This window comes from Amycolatopsis sp. GM8, assembly GCF_021653975.1.
Lineage (GTDB): Bacteria > Actinomycetota > Actinomycetes > Mycobacteriales > Pseudonocardiaceae > Amycolatopsis_E.
This window is the reverse complement of record NZ_JAJKFK010000003.1, coordinates 243,671-258,682: the sequence shown is the minus strand read 5'-3', so window position 1 is coordinate 258,682 and position 15,012 is coordinate 243,671. Positions and strand designations below refer to the sequence as shown.

Sequence of the window (15,012 nt, the reverse complement as noted above, 5' to 3'; positions counted from 1 at the left end):
TGTCGCCCAGGCAACACCTAAGCTCAACCGATATGGAACTACGGCAGCTCCGGTACTTCGTCGCGGTCGCCCACGAGCTCCACTTCGGCCGCGCCGCCGGGCGGCTGCACATCTCCGGACCCGCGCTCTCCCAGCAGATCCTTGCACTGGAACGGGATCTGGACGCACAGCTGTTCATCCGCGACCGCCGTGGTGTCGAGCTGACCGAAGCCGGCCGGTCCCTGCTGACCGACGCGCGCCAGATCCTCGCGCTCGCGGACGACGCCGCCCAGCGGGCCCGCGCCACCGCCACGGAGACGAGCCCGCTGCGGCTGGGCTACGTCAGCTGGCTGCCCGACAACGTGCAAGCCCTGGTCGCGCCCGCGGCGGCGGTGCGCGTCGACGACTGGATCCTGCCGTCCCACGCCCAGGCCGACCGGGTCGCCGAGGGCAGCCTGGACCTCGCGCTGGCCTGGATCGGGGCGCGCGACGCCGCGGACCGCGGCCTGGTGGCGCACCTGGTCCGGGCGGAGCCGCTGCCCGCGGTCCTGCCCGCGATGACGTCCACGGATCCGGTGGCGGCCAGGGAACTGACCGTGCTGGTGGACGCCGACGAGTCGGCCTGGTCGTCGTGGAACCGGTTCGCGATCGAGTTCGCCGAGGACGCGGGCGCGCGGATCGCGAAGATCCAGGATGGCGGCGTCACCGGCGAGGCGTTCTTCGCCCATGTGCGGCGGATCAACGCGCCAGTTCTGGCGTCACCCAAACGGCATACCGCGGTGACCCCGCCCGGCCTGGGCCACCGCCCGGTCGGCGATCCCGTTCCTTTGTGGACTTGGTCGCTGCTGCACCGCACCGGTGACGACCGCGCGAACGTCCGGCACGTGGCGGACGCACTGGTCGCCTACGCCCGCGGCCGCCGGTGGACCAGCGCCCCGGCGACCCGCTGGTGGCTGCCCGCCGGCGACCCGCATCGCGGCGCGCTGGACTGATCAGGTCCAGCGGCCGATCCCGATCGGACGGGTGCCGGAGAAAAGCTGTTCCCGCAGCGCGACCCGGCGGATCTTCCAGGTAGCCGTGCGCGGGAATTCGGCCCAGCGCACCTGGACCGGGTCGGCCAGCTCCGGGAGATCGGCGACGGCGGCCTTCCATTCGATAGGGTCGAGCGGCAGGTCGTCGGTGGTGCTGAGCACGGGCACCGGTTTCATGCCCTCGACGGCGAGGATGACCACTTCGGTCGTCTGCGGGAGCCGGTCCAGCAGCACGTCTTCGAGCTCGATCGCGCTGGCGCCGGGGATCCGGTCGATCTCGCGGTCCACGAGGCGGACCGCGCCGAACCGGTTGATCACGCCGAGATCGCCCGTGTTCCACCACCAGCCGTCGCGTTTGAGATCGTGCCGGTCCTGTTCCCCGACGTAGGCGAGGGAACGGCCGGGCTGCGCGATCTCGATCAGCCCGACCTGCCCGCGCGGCACCTCCTTGCCGGTGTCCGGGTCCACGGCGCGGATCTTGCCGAGGAACGGCACCGGCCAGCCGAGCACCTGGGTCGGCGGCGGCCGGTGCCCGACGCGGCGCACCGACGAACGCAGGTACGGCCGGATGACGATGGCCCCGGCCTCGCTCTGGCTCCACGACTGCATCCACAGCGGCACGCGCCGGTCGGTGGCGTCGAGGAAGGTCCGGATGGTGCGGGTGTGGATGGCGTCGAAGGAGTTGATGTACACCCGGACATTGCGGAACGGGCGGGCTTCGTCGCGCGCGAGACTTTCCCACGACAGATAGATGTTCGGCAGTGTCTCGACCACGGTGGGCGCGTTGTCCACGAGCAACTGCTTCAGCCCCGGTGATTGCGGCTCGGACAGCATCAGCATCCGCGGCGTCACGGTCACCATGGCCGCCAGCGCGGTCGCCATCCGCTGGTGGCAGAACGGGTCGCAGTAGGCCATCGTGTCGCTGGGGCGCAGCGCGACCAGCGGCCACCGCTCGGCCTCGACGAGCGCCAGCGAGTGGATCGACTGCGCGGAATGCATGACCAGCTTCGGGATGCCGGTCGTGCCGGAGGTGTGGGTGATCACCATGGGTTCCTCGGGCTCCCGCGGGTGGACCGGGGCGGAGCCCGCGCCGCGCAGGTCGTCCAGCGCGGTGACGTCGGGGCGGCCGTCGTTGCCGTCGACCGCGATGGTGCGAGTGGTAAGCGTGGCAAGGGTTTCCGGGTCCAGCTCGCACGACGCCAGCTGGGCCTGGTCGGTGATCAGGAACGGCCGTTCGAGCCGGGTCAGCAGCGCGCGGGCGAACTCGGGAGTGTGGGTCCAGGCGAGCATGGCCGGGATCGCGCCCAGCCGCGCGGCGGCGCAGCCGAGGATGGCGACGTCGAGGTGGTTGGACTTCAGGATCGCGACCCGGTCCCACGGCCGGACGCCCGCCTCGTACAGCCAGCTGGCGGCCTGATCGACCAGCGTGGCCCACCCCGCATAGTCCCGGTCGGTGGGGCCGGCCGGGTCGATGTCAGCCGGGCGGTCGATGATCACCCGCTGGCCGCCGGCGCGTTCGGCGGCGACGTGCCAGCTCTCGCCCATCCGCGCGGTCGCCGGCACCCGGGAGAACGGGGTGATCGCCCGGCGGAACCGGGTCGGCGCGTACTGGCTCAGGAAGGCCGGTTCGGACGTGGTCATGAGGGGATCTCCTGTGGTTGCCGATCGGGGCCGGGGAAGATGATGTGCTCGCCGAGCAGGCCGCGCAGGACGGCTTGCGTGTGCTCCCGCAGCGCTCGTTCGGCGATCGGGTCGATGATGGCGGCGAGGCTGGGCATGCCGAGATCGAACTCGGCGACGAAGACCACCGTGGCGTCCTCGCCGGTCTGCGTGACCCGCCAGCTCCCGTCGAACCGCTCGAAGTCACCGTCGATCTGCTCGAACACGATGTGCAGCGCGTCCGCGTCGATCTGGTCGCGCTCGCGCCAGCGGAGGATGCCGTTGCGGAAGTTCACCGACCAGGTGGAGGTCACCAGATCCCCGTCGGTGCGGTCGATGCTCACCTCGCGGACCGCGTCGGTGTAGTCGGCGTAGCGGGGGAAATCACTGATCCGTTCGAACAGGACGGCCGCGTTCCCTTGTGGGACAAGGGCTTCCAGCCGGACGCTTCTCATCTCTGGTGATCCTTCCCGACGACACTGGCGGTGGTGGCGAAAGCCGTCAGCAACCGGTCCACATCGGACTCCGTGAGCACGGCCGGTGGCGTCAGCCGGATGACGCGGTGGGCGTTGAGCGAGTGGTTGACCAGCACCCGCTGGTTGATCAGTTCGAGCACGAAGTCCCCGGCGACGTGTTCGTCGGCCAGTTCGATCCCGATCAGCAGCCCGGCGCCGCGGACTTCGACCGTCAATTGTGGACAGTGCTCGTCGAGTATCCGGCCCAGCGCGGGCAGCAAACGGCGGCCCAGGCGCGCGGCGCGCTCCACCAGACCTTCGTCCCGGATGGTCGCGACGGTGGCCGCCGCCGCGGCCATCGCCACCGGCGCGGCCGCGAACGTCGAGCTGTGCAGGAACGGATCCTTGTTGAACGGCGCGTAAACCTCGTCGGTGGCCAGCACGGCCGCAACGGGAATCACGCCGCCGCTGAGGTTCTTGCCGGCCAGCAGCATGTCCGGCGCCACGCCGTCGCGCTCGGCTCCCCACCAATGACCGAGGCGGCCGAGCCCGGTCTGGATCTCGTCGAGCACCAGCAGGGCACCGTGGGCGCGGCACAAGCCGGCGACTTCCCGGAGGTACCCCGGCGGCGGGAACACGACGCCGCCCTCGCCCTGCACGGGTTCCACGAAAACGCACGCCCGGCCCGGCGCAGCGGCCAGCACCGCGCCGAGGGCGGCCGCGTCGCCGTAGGGCACGTGGCACACGTCCGGGAGCAGCGGCCGGAACGGATCCTGGTAGAGGCCGTTCGCGGTCAGGCTCAGCGCACCCGCGGTCTTCCCGTGGAACCCGTTCACCATCGACACCAACCGGGTTTTCCCGTGCGCGCGGGCGAGTTTGATCGCGGTCTCGGTCGCCTCCGCGCCGGAATTCACGAAATGCACCCGCGGCAGCCCCGCCGGGGCGACCGAGACGAGCGCCTCGGCGGCGGTGGCCGCGGCCGGTTCCAGCAGCAGCCGCGTGGCCAGCGGGTGGGTGCGGATCTGCGCCACCACCGCGTCGACGACGCGGGGATGGCAGTGCCCCACAAGGAAAACCCCGTAGCCGCCGCAGTCCAGGTACTCCACGCCGTCCGCGTCGTACACGCGGCTCCCGGCCGAGCGGACCTCCATCGCGCCACCGGTCACCGTCGCCAGGCGCACCCGGCCGACGCTCAGGTGCCGGCGGTAGACGTCCGGAACGTGGCGCTGATCGAGCGTCATGCGGCGCTCTCCCCGGACCGGCCCCAGCCCATCGCACCGATCAGATGGCCGATCGACCGGTCGAACGCGCACGCCAGCACGGGCGTCTCGATGGGCCGGCAGCCCGGGATCTCCGCCAGCGTCGCCGGAAACGCCGTGGCACCGGCGACCAGCGCGGTCATCGCGAGCATGTCCTCGAACCGGCGGCGCGTCACCGGCGGCAGATGCTCCAGGAACGCGGGCCGGACGAGCCGGTCGACCATCTCCGGGTCCACCAGCCGCGGCGCGCGCACGTCGAGCCCGGCGCGGTCGCCCGCCGCCACGATCAGCTCGACCACCCGGCCGGCGGTCAGCGCTGCTTCCCCCGCGGTGATCCAGTGTTCGGCCCCGCGCACGTCGTGCTTCACCACCGCGGCGACCGCGTCGGCGAGCACGTCCTGCGGCACCAGGTCCACCCGGTCGTCCGGCCGCAAAGGCAGCAGCGGCAACGTCTTTCGCACGATCGCGGCGGCAAGCAGGTACAGGGCCTGGAACTTCGCGATGGCGCCGGTGGCGGAATCGCCGATCACCACCGACGGCCGCAGGATCGTGCCCGGTATCCCGCTGTCGCGGACGAGTTGTTCGGCGGCGCGTTTGGACGCCAGGTAGTCCCGCGGATCGGCGGTGCCGTCCCCGATGTCGGCGCGGCTCGCCTCGCTCCGGGCGACGAACGCGCTGCTGACGTAGTGCAGCGTCGCTCCCGCGTCGGCGGCGAATTCGAGCAGGCGCGCCGTGCCGGTCACGTTGAGCTCCCGAGTCGGGTCGGCACCGGCGCTGAAGTCCGTGGTCGCCGCGCAGTGCACGACCACGTCGACCTCGCGCGCCAGGTTCCGGTACGTGCAGGAGTCCAATCCCAGGCCCGGGATCGTCAGGTCCCCCAGCACGATCTCGGCCGCTTCGGGCTTGTTCCGGTGGACCAGGCAGATGACCCGGTGCCGCGCCAGGCGGGGGAGCAGGGCGGCACCGACCACACCGCTGGCGCCGGTCAGCAGGATCGTGCGCTTCACAGGTCTCCTCGAAAGTGCTGGGGGATCAGGACACGCGCAGTGGGCTTCCGCTGTAGTAGTCGCACAGTGGCTGAGCCATCGGCGCCCGGGCCGGCGGATGGAAGGCCAGCGCCGCGGCGGCCGACGCGAGGTAGGCCACGTCGCCGGAACCGAGGTACGCCATGCCACCCAGCGCTTCGACGCAGCGGCCGGCGGCGCGGCCGATCGCGTCCTGGGTCGCGTAGCGGCACACCAGCGCCTGCGCGAACGCCGCCTCACCCCGCAGCTCGGCCGACATCCCGCGGGCCACGCCCTCGACCGCGGCCATCGCGCCCTCGACCTCGACGAGCACCCCGGCGCGCACGCTCGCGTCGGCCTTCGGCGTGGCGAGCACCCGTTCCACCAGCGCGCTCGCCGCCCCCAGATAGGCCGCCGACATCAACAGCTCGAACCAGAGAAACCCGGTGGTCTGCAGGTCATCGAGCGGCCGCGCGGCGGTGGCTTCGGTGCGGACCACGAGGTCCGGCGGTACCTCGACGTCGTCGAGCACCACCTCGTCGCTCTGCGCGCCGGCGAGCACGAAACTGTCCCAGAACGGCTTGACCGTCAGTCCGGGCGTGTCCTTGGGGATGAGCGCGATGGCCAGCCGGCCATCGGCCAGCGCGACCGACGCGGTGAGCAGATCCATCGACCGGGCCAGGCTGCACGGCCGTTTCGATCCATTGAGGACGATCCGGCCGTCGCGCTCCTGCGCGCGCATCGTCGGGGCCAGGATCGCCTGCCCCGTGCGGCCTTCGGCGAACCCGGACGCCACCAGCAGCCCGCTGCGCGCGATGGCCTCCAGCAGCATCCACTCGAACCCGGCGCTGTGCTCGCTCGTCTCGACGAGGCTGGCGATGGAGAAGTGGTGCATCGTGGTGGCCACGGCCAGTGACGGCGACCGAGCGCCGATCGCCCGCTGCACCCGCACCGCCCGCAGCGGGTCCACCCCGAGCCCGGCATGCTCTCGCGGCACGAGCAGCCCCGGCCCGCCGTGTTCGCGGAACAGTTCCGGCCCGGGGCTCTCCCGCCCTTCCAGTGTGGACAGTGGGAGGCCGGCCAGTCGTTCGTCCAGGCCGGGCAGCAGTTCGTCGAGGGTCTGCCGTTCGCGGTGCAGAAAGCGCGTCACATCCCCTCCCGATCGCCCGGTCGCCGTTGACGCTAGGCGGGCACCCGCGGGTGCCCGGTCGCGATCGGAGAAACGAATATGGCGATACTCTCCGGCTATTTCGCCGCACCGGTCTTGCGCGCCGCGCCGACGAACAGGAACCCGCCGACGCGCCGCTGCAGCCGGCCGGTGCCGTGCAGGCCGTGCCGCGCCAGTTCCTCCGCGAATTCGGCCGCCTCGAAGCGGTTTTCCCGCGGATGCACGGTGAGCGTGCGCATCGCCCAGGTGTCCAGCATCCAGCGGGGCACCTCTTCGAACAGCAGCAGCCCGCCCGGCCGCAGGGTACGCGCGATCTCGGCGACCCCGGTCTGCCAGTCCGGCGCGTGGTGGATGATCCCGAAGTCGACGACCGTGTCGAAGGTGGCGTCCGGCTGCTCGATCTCGCACACGTCGCCGACCGACAGCGACACCGCCCCGTCCGGGCGGCTGTGCAGGCGCCGCTGGGCCAGCTCGACCATCGACGAGTCCAGGTCGAACGCCGTGACCTGGCCGGCGTCGAGCCGGTCCAGCAGCACCTCGACCCCGACCCCGCGGCCACACCCGACTTCGAGCACGTGCTGCCCGGACAGCGTGCCGCCGGCCAGCCGCCGGAACCAGGATGCCTCGCGGTGATGCTGGTGCGCGGCCCGGATGGGGTTGTTCATCGCGGCCCGCTCGAATGCGTTGAGTTTCATGGCGCCGGTCTTACCAGCGCACCGGAACGGGTGCGTTCACACGCCGTTCACGATCGCCGGCAACCCCGTAACATCCCAGGACATGTCGGCCGAACCCGATCCGGTCGCGGACTGGGTGCGCAGTGGCGTCGTGGCGCTGACCGGGCCGGCGACCGGACCACCGTTGGTCCCGCCGGGGCGGGCGGCGACGTTCGCCCGGGAGGTCGCCGCGCGGTGCTCGCTGCCCGTCGACGGCGCGCTGCTGCTGTCCGAACGGGCGGCCTTCACCGGGCACCACCGTCGCGGGGCGGTTTCGGTGGGCGGCAGCTGCCGGATCCTGCCGGCGGCCGACGGCTGGGCGGCCATGTCCTGTGCCCGGCCGGACGATCCGCTGCTGTTCGGCGCGCTGGTCGGCGCGGAGTTGCCCGCTGATCCGTGGCCCGCGATCGCCCACTGGGTCGCCGAACACACCGGGGACGAGCTGGTCGAGGCAGCGACCCCGCTCGGGCTCGCCGCCGGGCCGATCCGTGTCCCGGCCGAGCGCCCGTGTTCGCCCCGGCCGGACCGGACGCGGTCGGTCGCGGGGTTGCTGGTGGTGGATTTCAGCTCGCTGTGGGCGGGCCCGTTGTGCGCGCACCTGCTCGGTCTCCTCGGCGCGAATGTCGTCAAGGTCGAGACGCCGCAACGGCCGGACGGCGCGCGCCGCGGCGAACCCGAGTTCTATCGGCTGCTGCACGCCGGGCACCGGTCGGTCGTGCTGGACCCGGAGACCGCCTCCGGACGCCGCGCACTGGCGCGGCTCGTCGAGACGGCGGACATCGTGATCGAAGCGTCTCGTCCGCGTGCGCTGGCGAGGTTCGGCCTCGACGCCCTGGCCGCCGCTGAGGCGGGCACGATCTGGGTGTCGATCACCGCGTACGGGCGGAAGTCGGACCGCGTCGGCTTCGGCGACGACGTCGCCGCCGCGAACGGTCTGGTCGCGCGCGGCGAGGACGGCACACCGTACTTCTGTGGCGACGCGATCGCGGACCCGCTCACCGGGCTGGTCGCGACGGAACTGGCCCGGACCGCCCCGGACGACGGCCAGGGTGTGTTGTACGACGTGGCCATGGCCGACGTCGTCGCGTCCACTTTGGACCCGGCGCTGCCCGGCTCTCCGCTCGTCGAAGGAACACCGGCCGCTCCGCGCCGCCGCACCGTCGCCGGAACGGCACCCGCCAGTGGCGCGCACACCGCGGAAGTGTTGCGGGAACTGGGAATCTCATGACCGGGCTGCTGATCCGCGACGCCGAACTCGAGGGCGAACGCCGGGCCGACGTCCGGATCGGCGACGGCACCATCACCGAGATCGCCCCTGCGCTCGACCGGCGGCCCGGTGAGCCGGTGCTCGACGCGGGGGGCGGGGCGCTGCTGCCCGGGCTCTGCGACCACCACCTGCACCTGTACGCGATCGCCGCCAGGGCCCGGTCCGTCCTTTGTGGACCGCCCCGGGTCCGGACCGCCGAGGGGCTGCGTGCCGCGCTGGCGGCCGCGGTCGCCGACGAGCACGGCTGGATCCGCGGGATCGGCTACCACGAGTCGGTGGCCGGGCCGCTCGACGCCGGCATCCTCGATCGCCTGCACCCCGCGCGTCCGGTCCGGATCCAGCACCGCAGCGGTGCGTTGTGGATGGTCAACGGAGCGGGCGCGACGGCGCTCGGGCTCGCCGCGGGCGATCATCCGGGCATCGAACGTGACGAGCACGGCGTACCGACCGGGCGGTTGTGGCGCGCGGACGACTGGCTGCGCGCGCATCTGCCCGCCGCCTGGCCACCCGATCTCACCGCGACCGGGACCCGGCTCGCGCGGCTCGGGATCACCGCCGTCACCGACGCCACCCCCGACCTCGACCCGGCCGCGGTCGCCGCCCTCACCGGTGATGCGCTGCCCCAGCGCGTGCTGCTGCTCGGGGCACCGCTCGGCCACCCCGCGGCGGGCCCGTACAAGATCGTCCTCGCCGACTCGGACCTGCCGGAGTACGACGCGCTGACCGCGAAGATCCGCGCCGCACACGGCGAAAACCGGGCGGTGGCAGTGCATTGCGTGACCCGGGAGGCACTCGCGCTGCTGCTCGCGGCCCTCGACGAGACCGGCACCCGGGCCGGCGACCGGATCGAGCACGCCGCCCTCGTCCCCGCCGAACTGCTGTCCCGGATCGCGGAGCTGGGCCTGCGCATCGTCACCCAGCCCGGCTTCCTGGCCGATCGCGGCGATGACTACCTGCGCGACATCCCCGCCGCCGAGCACCCCGACCTGTACCGCCTGCGGTCGCTCGTCGCGGCCGGGATCCGTTGCACAGCCTCGAGCGACGCCCCGTACGGCCCGCTCGACCCGTGGGCCGTCATGCACGCGGCCGCGCATCGCGAGACACCCGCCGGTCGCACCGTCGGCGCGGCGGAACGGATCGACGTCGGCCGGGCACTGGCGGGATATCTCAGTGACCCCACCGATCCCGGCGGCCCGCCGAGACGGGTCGCCCTCGGCACGATCGCCGACCTGGTCCTGCTGCGGGCGCCACTGGCCACCGCGGTGCGGAAGCCATCGGCGGAACTGGTGCGTGCGACCTTCATCGGCGGCGTGCCACGATGACCGGGGAGGGGACGACCATGTGTGAGGATCCATTCGGCGGCCGGCGGCCGACCAGTCACGAGCGGATGACCGGGTTGCCCTGGGACGCGTCCTACCAGCACGAACCCGCGCCCTGGGACACCGGCCGCCCCCAGCCGGCCGTCGTGCGCCTGGCGTCGACCGGCGGGCTCACCGGAACGGTCCTCGACGCGGGCTGCGGGACCGGCGAGAACACGCTGCACATCGCGTCGCTAGGCCTGCCCGTGCTGGGCGTCGACGTGGCCGGGACGGCGGTGGCGATGGCCCGCGAGAAGGCGGCCGAGCGCGGGAGCGAGGCCGAGTTCGCGGTGGCCGACGCGCTCCACCTGGACTGTCTGGGGCGCACGTTCGACACGATCCTGGACTGCGCGCTGTTCCACACCTTCGACGCCGACGAGCAACCCGTCTACACCGCGAGCCTGGCGTCGGTGATCAAGCAGGGCGGAACCGTGTACGTGGTGTGCTTCAGCGACCAAGGTCCGGACACCGGCCCGCATCCCGTCACGCAGGCCGCGCTGAGGGCGGCGTTCGGCGAGGGATGGGATGTCGTGTCCATCGAACCGGAGCGGGTACAGACGCGATTCCACGACGAGAACGGCGCACCGGCCTGGTTCGCGACCGTCGAACGACGCTAGCTCACGGGGGATCCAGCTCGCCGTGCCGGACGGCGATCGTGCGGGCGATGTCGACCAGTTTCAGGTTGAGCGCCTGCGAGGTGCGGCGCAGCAGGTCGAACGCCTCGTCGGCGGTGATGGCCTGCCGGTTCATCAGGATGCCCTTGGCCTGGCCGATGACGTCGCGGGTGCTGATCGCCTCGCGCAGCTGCGCCTCCTGCAGATCGGCGAGCTCGGCGGTGTGGGTGTGCGCCAGCGCCAGTGAGGCGTGGGTGGCCAGCAGCAGCGCGACATGCCGGTCGGTGTCGGTCAGGCCGTGCGCGTCGCGGGAGTAGATGTTGAGCGCGCCCGAAAGCCGGCCGGTCCCCGCGGCCTGGAGCAGTTCGGTGGCCAGGATCGAACCGTAGCCGTGCCCGGCGGCGGCCGCGGCGAACTCCGGCCAGCGTTTCTCGGCCGCCAGGTCTTCGCTGAGCACATAGCCCGGGCCGTCCGGGAGGGCGGCGTCCACGCAGGGTCCCTTGCCGGTCCGGTACTGCCACTGGTCGAGCTCGGCGGCGATCTCGTCGGTCTCGACCGGGGTGGTGAACTCGCCGCCGGGGGTCCGCAGGGTGACGCTGATCAGGTCGGCGCCGGGTACGACGATCCCGGCCGCCTTCACGATCTGCTCGAGGGCCGCGGCGACCGTGGTCTCGCCGAGCAGGGTGCGGGTCAGCGACTCGAGCTGGTCCAGCAGGCCCGTGGCGTCGGCGGGCTCGCCGTCGTGGGTCAGCGCGCGCTCCAGATCGGCGAACAGGGGCAGCGCGCCGGCGTTGCCCAGGGTTTGCGCCCCCGCGCCGGTCGGGTCCACCACGACATGGCAGCGAACACCCTCGCCGGTCCGGGCGCGGGCGAACTCGTGCACGGAGCGTGCGGCCGCGGCGGTGAGCGGTTCCAGCCCGCGCAGGTCGAGGACGACCAGTTCGGGCAGGGCGCCGGTGGCCACCGGCAGTTCGTCGGGAGCACCGGAAAGCCGGAGGACCAGCGCCCGGTGCAGGGTCGTGTGGTTGTCGGTCACACTTCTGGGTACCCCGGTCGATGGCGGCCAATCATCCTGTCCATTGTCCTCAGTGGACAGACGCCGGTTCTCCGTGACGAGATGCCCGGGGCTTGCTTATCGTCGTGAAATCGCTAGTGTTCGGGAGGTACTCAGGTTGAGCCAGCAGCCTGCCACCCACGAGCGACGCGTCGTCGTCGCATGGGAGGGCACCATGACCTGCTCACCTGAGGTTCCCCCCTTGCCCAGCGACCTGCTGCGCATTCACCGCGAACTAACCCAGGGCGCCGTCCTGCTGCGCGTCGCGGGCGATGTGGACCTGTCCACCGCCGGGCAGCTTTCCGACGAGCTGCGCACCGCGCGGCAGTTCGTCGTGCCGCCCGCGCCGGTGATCGCCGACCTGGACGAAGTGGAGTTTCTCGGCTCGGCGGGTTTGCTCGTGCTGCTCCGGGAAAGCGAGGCCTGCCAGCAGCGCGGGGTCTCGCTGCGGATCGTGAGTTCGTCGCGGGCGGTGCTGCGCTCGATCAGCACGGCAGGCCTGGCCGAGGCGCTGCCGGTGGCGCCGACGGTGCGGGAGGCCCTGGCGTAGGCCCGTTTGCCCGCGCGGGATCCGGGTAGCCAACGGGTCGTAGTGTCGCGGAAAGGAGGTCACCATGCCGCAGCAGGCGTGGAACACCAAACGGGAACGGCAGTACGAACACGTCCGGGACAGCCAGCGGGAACGTGGCGCGAACGAGGGACGCGCCGAGGAGATCGCGGCCCGCGTGGTGAACAAGAACCGGGCGCAGAGCGGCGAGTCCCGGCAGGCGAGCAAGACCTCGACGCAGGACGTCTCGCCACAGCACCGGGGCGGCAAGCGGTCCGGCCACCGGCAGGGGCCGGGCGGGCCGACCAAGGACCAGCTGTACAACGAGGCGAAGCGGCGCGGGATCACCGGCCGCTCGAAGATGACGAAGAAGCAGCTGCAGCAGGCGCTCGGCCGCTGAGGCGTTCAGCCACGAGCGCCTGTCGTGAAGGCCGCCGCGACGGCGGCCACGAGCACCGCCGCGATGCCGAGAACCGCTGACGGGGACCATTCGAGCAGGGCGGCACCGGCCGCGGCCCCGGCGAGCATCGCGGCGACGGAGGCGAGCCGACGCCGCGTCTTCGCGCCGGGGCCGCCCGCGAGTGCGTTGTCGGCGGCGAGGCCGGTCAGGGTGAGCGTCAGCACGGTGGTGGTCAGGTCGGCCACGCCGAGGTGGCGGACGGTACTGTTCTGCAGCCCGAGCGCGGCGGCGAGCACGGCGATCGTGAGGTAGCTGCCGCCGCCGGTGAAGGGCAGCACGCCGGCGCCGGTGAGTACGGCGACCAGGGCGATGATGACCGCCTCCACCGTGAACGCGCTGGCCAGCCAGAAAGCGGGGCGGCGGGCGGCGAACGTGTGCGCGGCGCGGCCGCCGGCGAGTGCGCCCAGGACGAACCCGGCGATCGCCACGAGGGACGCGAGCGCGGACAGGCCGGAGTGCGGGTTGGCGCTGAAGCCCAGGAACACGACGTTCCCGGTCATGTTGGCCACGAAGACGTGATTGAGCCGCAGGTAGCTGACGGCGTCGACGAGCCCGGTCACGCCGGTCAGGACCAGCAGCACGCCCACCGTCAGCCGGGTGCCCAGGGGAGACTGAACGGCCATCGAGATCACTCCTTACGGGCGCGGCGGATCGCGGCGGCAGAGATCAGATACAGCACGCACGCGTTGAGCAGATGCCACAGGAAATGCGTGCCCGCGGGAAACCACGCGCACACCTGTTCGTCCACGGTGCGCAGGGTCAGCGAAAGTCCGAAAAGGACACCCGCCACCGCGAACCGCGCCCCGTACGGCCGGTGCGTCGCCGCGAGTACGGCGGCGAGGCCGAACAGGCCGATCAACGGCGGTAGGTAGCTCGCTCCCGAAAACCCCGCGAACGCCGCCGTCACCGCCACCGTGAACACCAGGAACACCGGCGCCGCCAGCCACGCCCGGCCCCAGCGCACACCGAAGAACACATGGGTGAACACGACCACGTAGTACAGCACGAACACCAGGATCGCGCCGGTGTCCGCCGCCCCGGCCCAGCGCGTCGCGAGCGTGTGGAACGCCGAACTGGCCACGAAGATCAGGCCCAGCAGCACGGCGAGCCAGCGTGCCCACGGGCGGCGGCCGGCCTGCCACCACACGGCGACCGCGGCGGCGAGGAACGCGAGGTTGGTGACCGCGTTGAGGGGCTCGGCCCACAGGCCCGGCCCCATCCGCTCACAGTAGGAGTCCACGTACTGGCCCCAGTTCACGCATCCGGTTTAGCACACCGATCCGGGAGGGTTCCCGGGCCGCACTGCCTAGCGTGAGGTCGTGACCAGAACCCACGCCAAGCGGATCCGTCCGATGTGGCTCTGTGGCTCGCTCGCGGTGGTGCTCCTCGCGACCGCCTGCGACGTCCCGCAGGAGTCCGAAGCCAGCAAACAGGCGCAGGACAACAACGAGCGGATGCAGTCACAGGTGTATGTCCAGCACAACAACGTCGAGTTCCAAAACTACAACGACCGGCAGAAGGTCGCCGACGACCCGGCGACGATCCTCTGGTGCACCGCCTATCCGACGAACCCGAACGCGCGGCCGGTGACGGTGCCGATCCGGGGCAAGCTGACCTCCAGCGACAAGCGCCCGTACGCGACCACGACGGCGCGCAGCGGTGCGACCGACTCCGTCTACTCACCCGAGATCCCCGGCCCTGACGGGATGTACGGCTCGTCGGTGCCCTACCGGTACGGGTTCACGCCGGCCGGGGTGTACGTCGACTTCACCGATCTCCAGACGGTCTGCACCACCGAGCCGACCGTCTACCAGAGCCAGCAGACCGAACTCGTGCTGCGCACCGACCAGCCGCTCTCCGACGCGTCGGCGAAGGCGCGAACGGCGCTGCAGGCCGGAAATCCGGGCGAGGCCGCGCGCATCCTCGAACAGGCCACGGGAGGCCACTGACCATGGACAGCGACGAAACCCGGGCCCTGCGCCCATTTTCCCGGGAGAATCGGCCGTGGTGGGGGCTCAGCGCACGCTGGGCCGCCACCATCGCGGGCTGTGTCGTGGCGGTCGCGGTGCTGGTGACCGTGCTCGGGCTCGCGCTCGGCTGGTTCAAGGCCGCGACCGACGTGGTGTCGCCGGAGAACGTCAAGGCCCAGTACCACGACGCCTACACCAACTACGAGGCGCTGCGCGCCACGGCGGGCAATGTGTGCTCTGCCGAAGCCGCGGTCGCCGCCGAGCCCGACCCCTCGGCGCGCTCCCAGCGGGTGTCGCAGGTGCAGGCGTACCAACAGAACTACCGCCGGATCGCGGCGAACTACGACGCCGCCTACGACGACGCGTTCCGCGCGAAACACGTCGGTCCCGGGGACCTGCCGGCGAAGGCACCGGATCTCGAATCGGCGTTGCGCGACGCCGGATGCCGGTGAAAGTGGCCCGAAGAAAGGAGTA

At 72.0% G+C, this 15,012-nt stretch carries 17 protein-coding genes; 8 read left to right on the top strand and 9 right to left on the bottom strand.

What is annotated here, in order from left to right:
• The first annotated feature begins 32 nt into the window (after window positions 1-32).
• Entirely contained in the window at window positions 33-971 is a 939-nt protein-coding gene (locus LOZ83_RS14405) for a LysR family transcriptional regulator (RefSeq protein ID WP_236791069.1), read from the top strand.
• Here LOZ83_RS14405 and LOZ83_RS14400 read toward each other — a convergent pair whose 3' ends face one another.
• The 6 genes from LOZ83_RS14400 to LOZ83_RS14375 form a co-directional block, all read right to left on the bottom strand.
• Window positions 972-2,651 (bottom strand): class I adenylate-forming enzyme family protein, encoded by a 1,680-nt coding sequence (locus tag LOZ83_RS14400; protein WP_236791068.1) that lies wholly within the window; start codon window positions 2,649-2,651, stop codon window positions 972-974.
• Window positions 2,648-3,124 carry a type II toxin-antitoxin system RatA family toxin gene (locus LOZ83_RS14395; protein WP_236791067.1) on the bottom strand — a complete coding sequence of 159 codons (477 nt, stop codon included), beginning with the start codon at window positions 3,122-3,124 and terminating at the stop codon, window positions 2,648-2,650. Before LOZ83_RS14395 ends, LOZ83_RS14400 begins: the two co-directional genes overlap by 4 nt.
• Window positions 3,121-4,365 (bottom strand): aspartate aminotransferase family protein, encoded by a 1,245-nt coding sequence (locus LOZ83_RS14390; RefSeq protein ID WP_236791066.1) that lies wholly within the window; start codon window positions 4,363-4,365, stop codon window positions 3,121-3,123. Before LOZ83_RS14390 ends, LOZ83_RS14395 begins: the two co-directional genes overlap by 4 nt.
• Complete coding sequence (locus LOZ83_RS14385; protein ID WP_236791065.1) at window positions 4,362-5,390, bottom strand: SDR family oxidoreductase; 1,029 nt, start codon at window positions 5,388-5,390, stop codon at window positions 4,362-4,364. The genes LOZ83_RS14390 and LOZ83_RS14385 overlap by 4 nt, the downstream gene beginning before the upstream one ends.
• A gap of 25 nt (window positions 5,391-5,415) precedes the next feature.
• Window positions 5,416-6,537 carry an acyl-CoA dehydrogenase family protein gene (locus LOZ83_RS14380; protein ID WP_236791064.1) on the bottom strand — a complete coding sequence of 374 codons (1,122 nt, stop codon included), beginning with the start codon at window positions 6,535-6,537 and terminating at the stop codon, window positions 5,416-5,418.
• 95 nt (window positions 6,538-6,632) lie between these two features.
• Complete coding sequence (locus LOZ83_RS14375; protein WP_236791063.1) at window positions 6,633-7,250, bottom strand: class I SAM-dependent methyltransferase; 618 nt, start codon at window positions 7,248-7,250, stop codon at window positions 6,633-6,635.
• An 82-nt stretch (window positions 7,251-7,332) separates the two neighbouring features.
• Between LOZ83_RS14375 and LOZ83_RS14370 the strand changes: the two genes are divergently transcribed.
• Genes LOZ83_RS14370 through LOZ83_RS14360 form a run of 3 tightly spaced genes read left to right on the top strand, consistent with a single transcriptional unit; the run spans window position 7,333 to window position 10,510 of the window.
• Entirely contained in the window at window positions 7,333-8,496 is a 1,164-nt protein-coding gene (locus tag LOZ83_RS14370) for a CoA transferase (RefSeq protein ID WP_236791061.1), read from the top strand.
• Window positions 8,493-9,857: an amidohydrolase family protein gene (locus LOZ83_RS14365; RefSeq protein WP_236791060.1), complete on the top strand. Its 1,365-nt coding sequence runs from the start codon at window positions 8,493-8,495 to the stop codon at window positions 9,855-9,857. The genes LOZ83_RS14370 and LOZ83_RS14365 overlap by 4 nt, the downstream gene beginning before the upstream one ends.
• 17 nt (window positions 9,858-9,874) lie before the next feature.
• Window positions 9,875-10,510 (top strand): methyltransferase domain-containing protein, encoded by a 636-nt coding sequence (locus LOZ83_RS14360; protein WP_236791058.1) that lies wholly within the window; start codon window positions 9,875-9,877, stop codon window positions 10,508-10,510.
• Between the two features lies 1 nt (window position 10,511).
• Here LOZ83_RS14360 and LOZ83_RS40405 read toward each other — a convergent pair whose 3' ends face one another.
• On the bottom strand, window positions 10,512-11,543 hold the full coding sequence (locus tag LOZ83_RS40405; protein ID WP_236791057.1) for a GAF and ANTAR domain-containing protein: 1,032 nt from the start codon (window positions 11,541-11,543) through the stop codon (window positions 10,512-10,514).
• Between the two features lie 220 nt (window positions 11,544-11,763).
• Between LOZ83_RS40405 and LOZ83_RS14350 the strand changes: the two genes are divergently transcribed.
• Together LOZ83_RS14350 and LOZ83_RS14345 are read left to right on the top strand one after the other, a co-directional pair.
• Complete coding sequence (locus tag LOZ83_RS14350) at window positions 11,764-12,111, top strand: anti-sigma factor antagonist (protein ID WP_236791056.1); 348 nt, start codon at window positions 11,764-11,766, stop codon at window positions 12,109-12,111.
• 64 nt (window positions 12,112-12,175) lie between these two features.
• Window positions 12,176-12,508 (top strand): plasmid stabilization protein, encoded by a 333-nt coding sequence (locus LOZ83_RS14345; protein ID WP_236791055.1) that lies wholly within the window; start codon window positions 12,176-12,178, stop codon window positions 12,506-12,508.
• A gap of 5 nt (window positions 12,509-12,513) precedes the next feature.
• Here LOZ83_RS14345 and LOZ83_RS14340 read toward each other — a convergent pair whose 3' ends face one another.
• Entirely contained in the window at window positions 12,514-13,191 is a 678-nt protein-coding gene (locus LOZ83_RS14340) for a YoaK family protein (protein ID WP_236791054.1), read from the bottom strand.
• A gap of 5 nt (window positions 13,192-13,196) precedes the next feature.
• Window positions 13,197-13,826: a hypothetical protein gene (locus LOZ83_RS14335; RefSeq protein ID WP_236791053.1), complete on the bottom strand. Its 630-nt coding sequence runs from the start codon at window positions 13,824-13,826 to the stop codon at window positions 13,197-13,199.
• Between the two features lie 61 nt (window positions 13,827-13,887).
• Between LOZ83_RS14335 and LOZ83_RS14330 the strand changes: the two genes are divergently transcribed.
• Together LOZ83_RS14330 and LOZ83_RS14325 are read left to right on the top strand one after the other, a co-directional pair.
• On the top strand, window positions 13,888-14,517 hold the full coding sequence (locus tag LOZ83_RS14330) for a hypothetical protein (protein WP_236791052.1): 630 nt from the start codon (window positions 13,888-13,890) through the stop codon (window positions 14,515-14,517).
• A 2-nt stretch (window positions 14,518-14,519) separates the two neighbouring features.
• The gene (locus tag LOZ83_RS14325) at window positions 14,520-14,990 is read left to right on the top strand and encodes a hypothetical protein (protein ID WP_236791051.1); all 471 of its coding nucleotides are present in this window, start codon (window positions 14,520-14,522) and stop codon (window positions 14,988-14,990) included.
• Window positions 14,991-15,012: the final 22 nt, after the last annotated feature.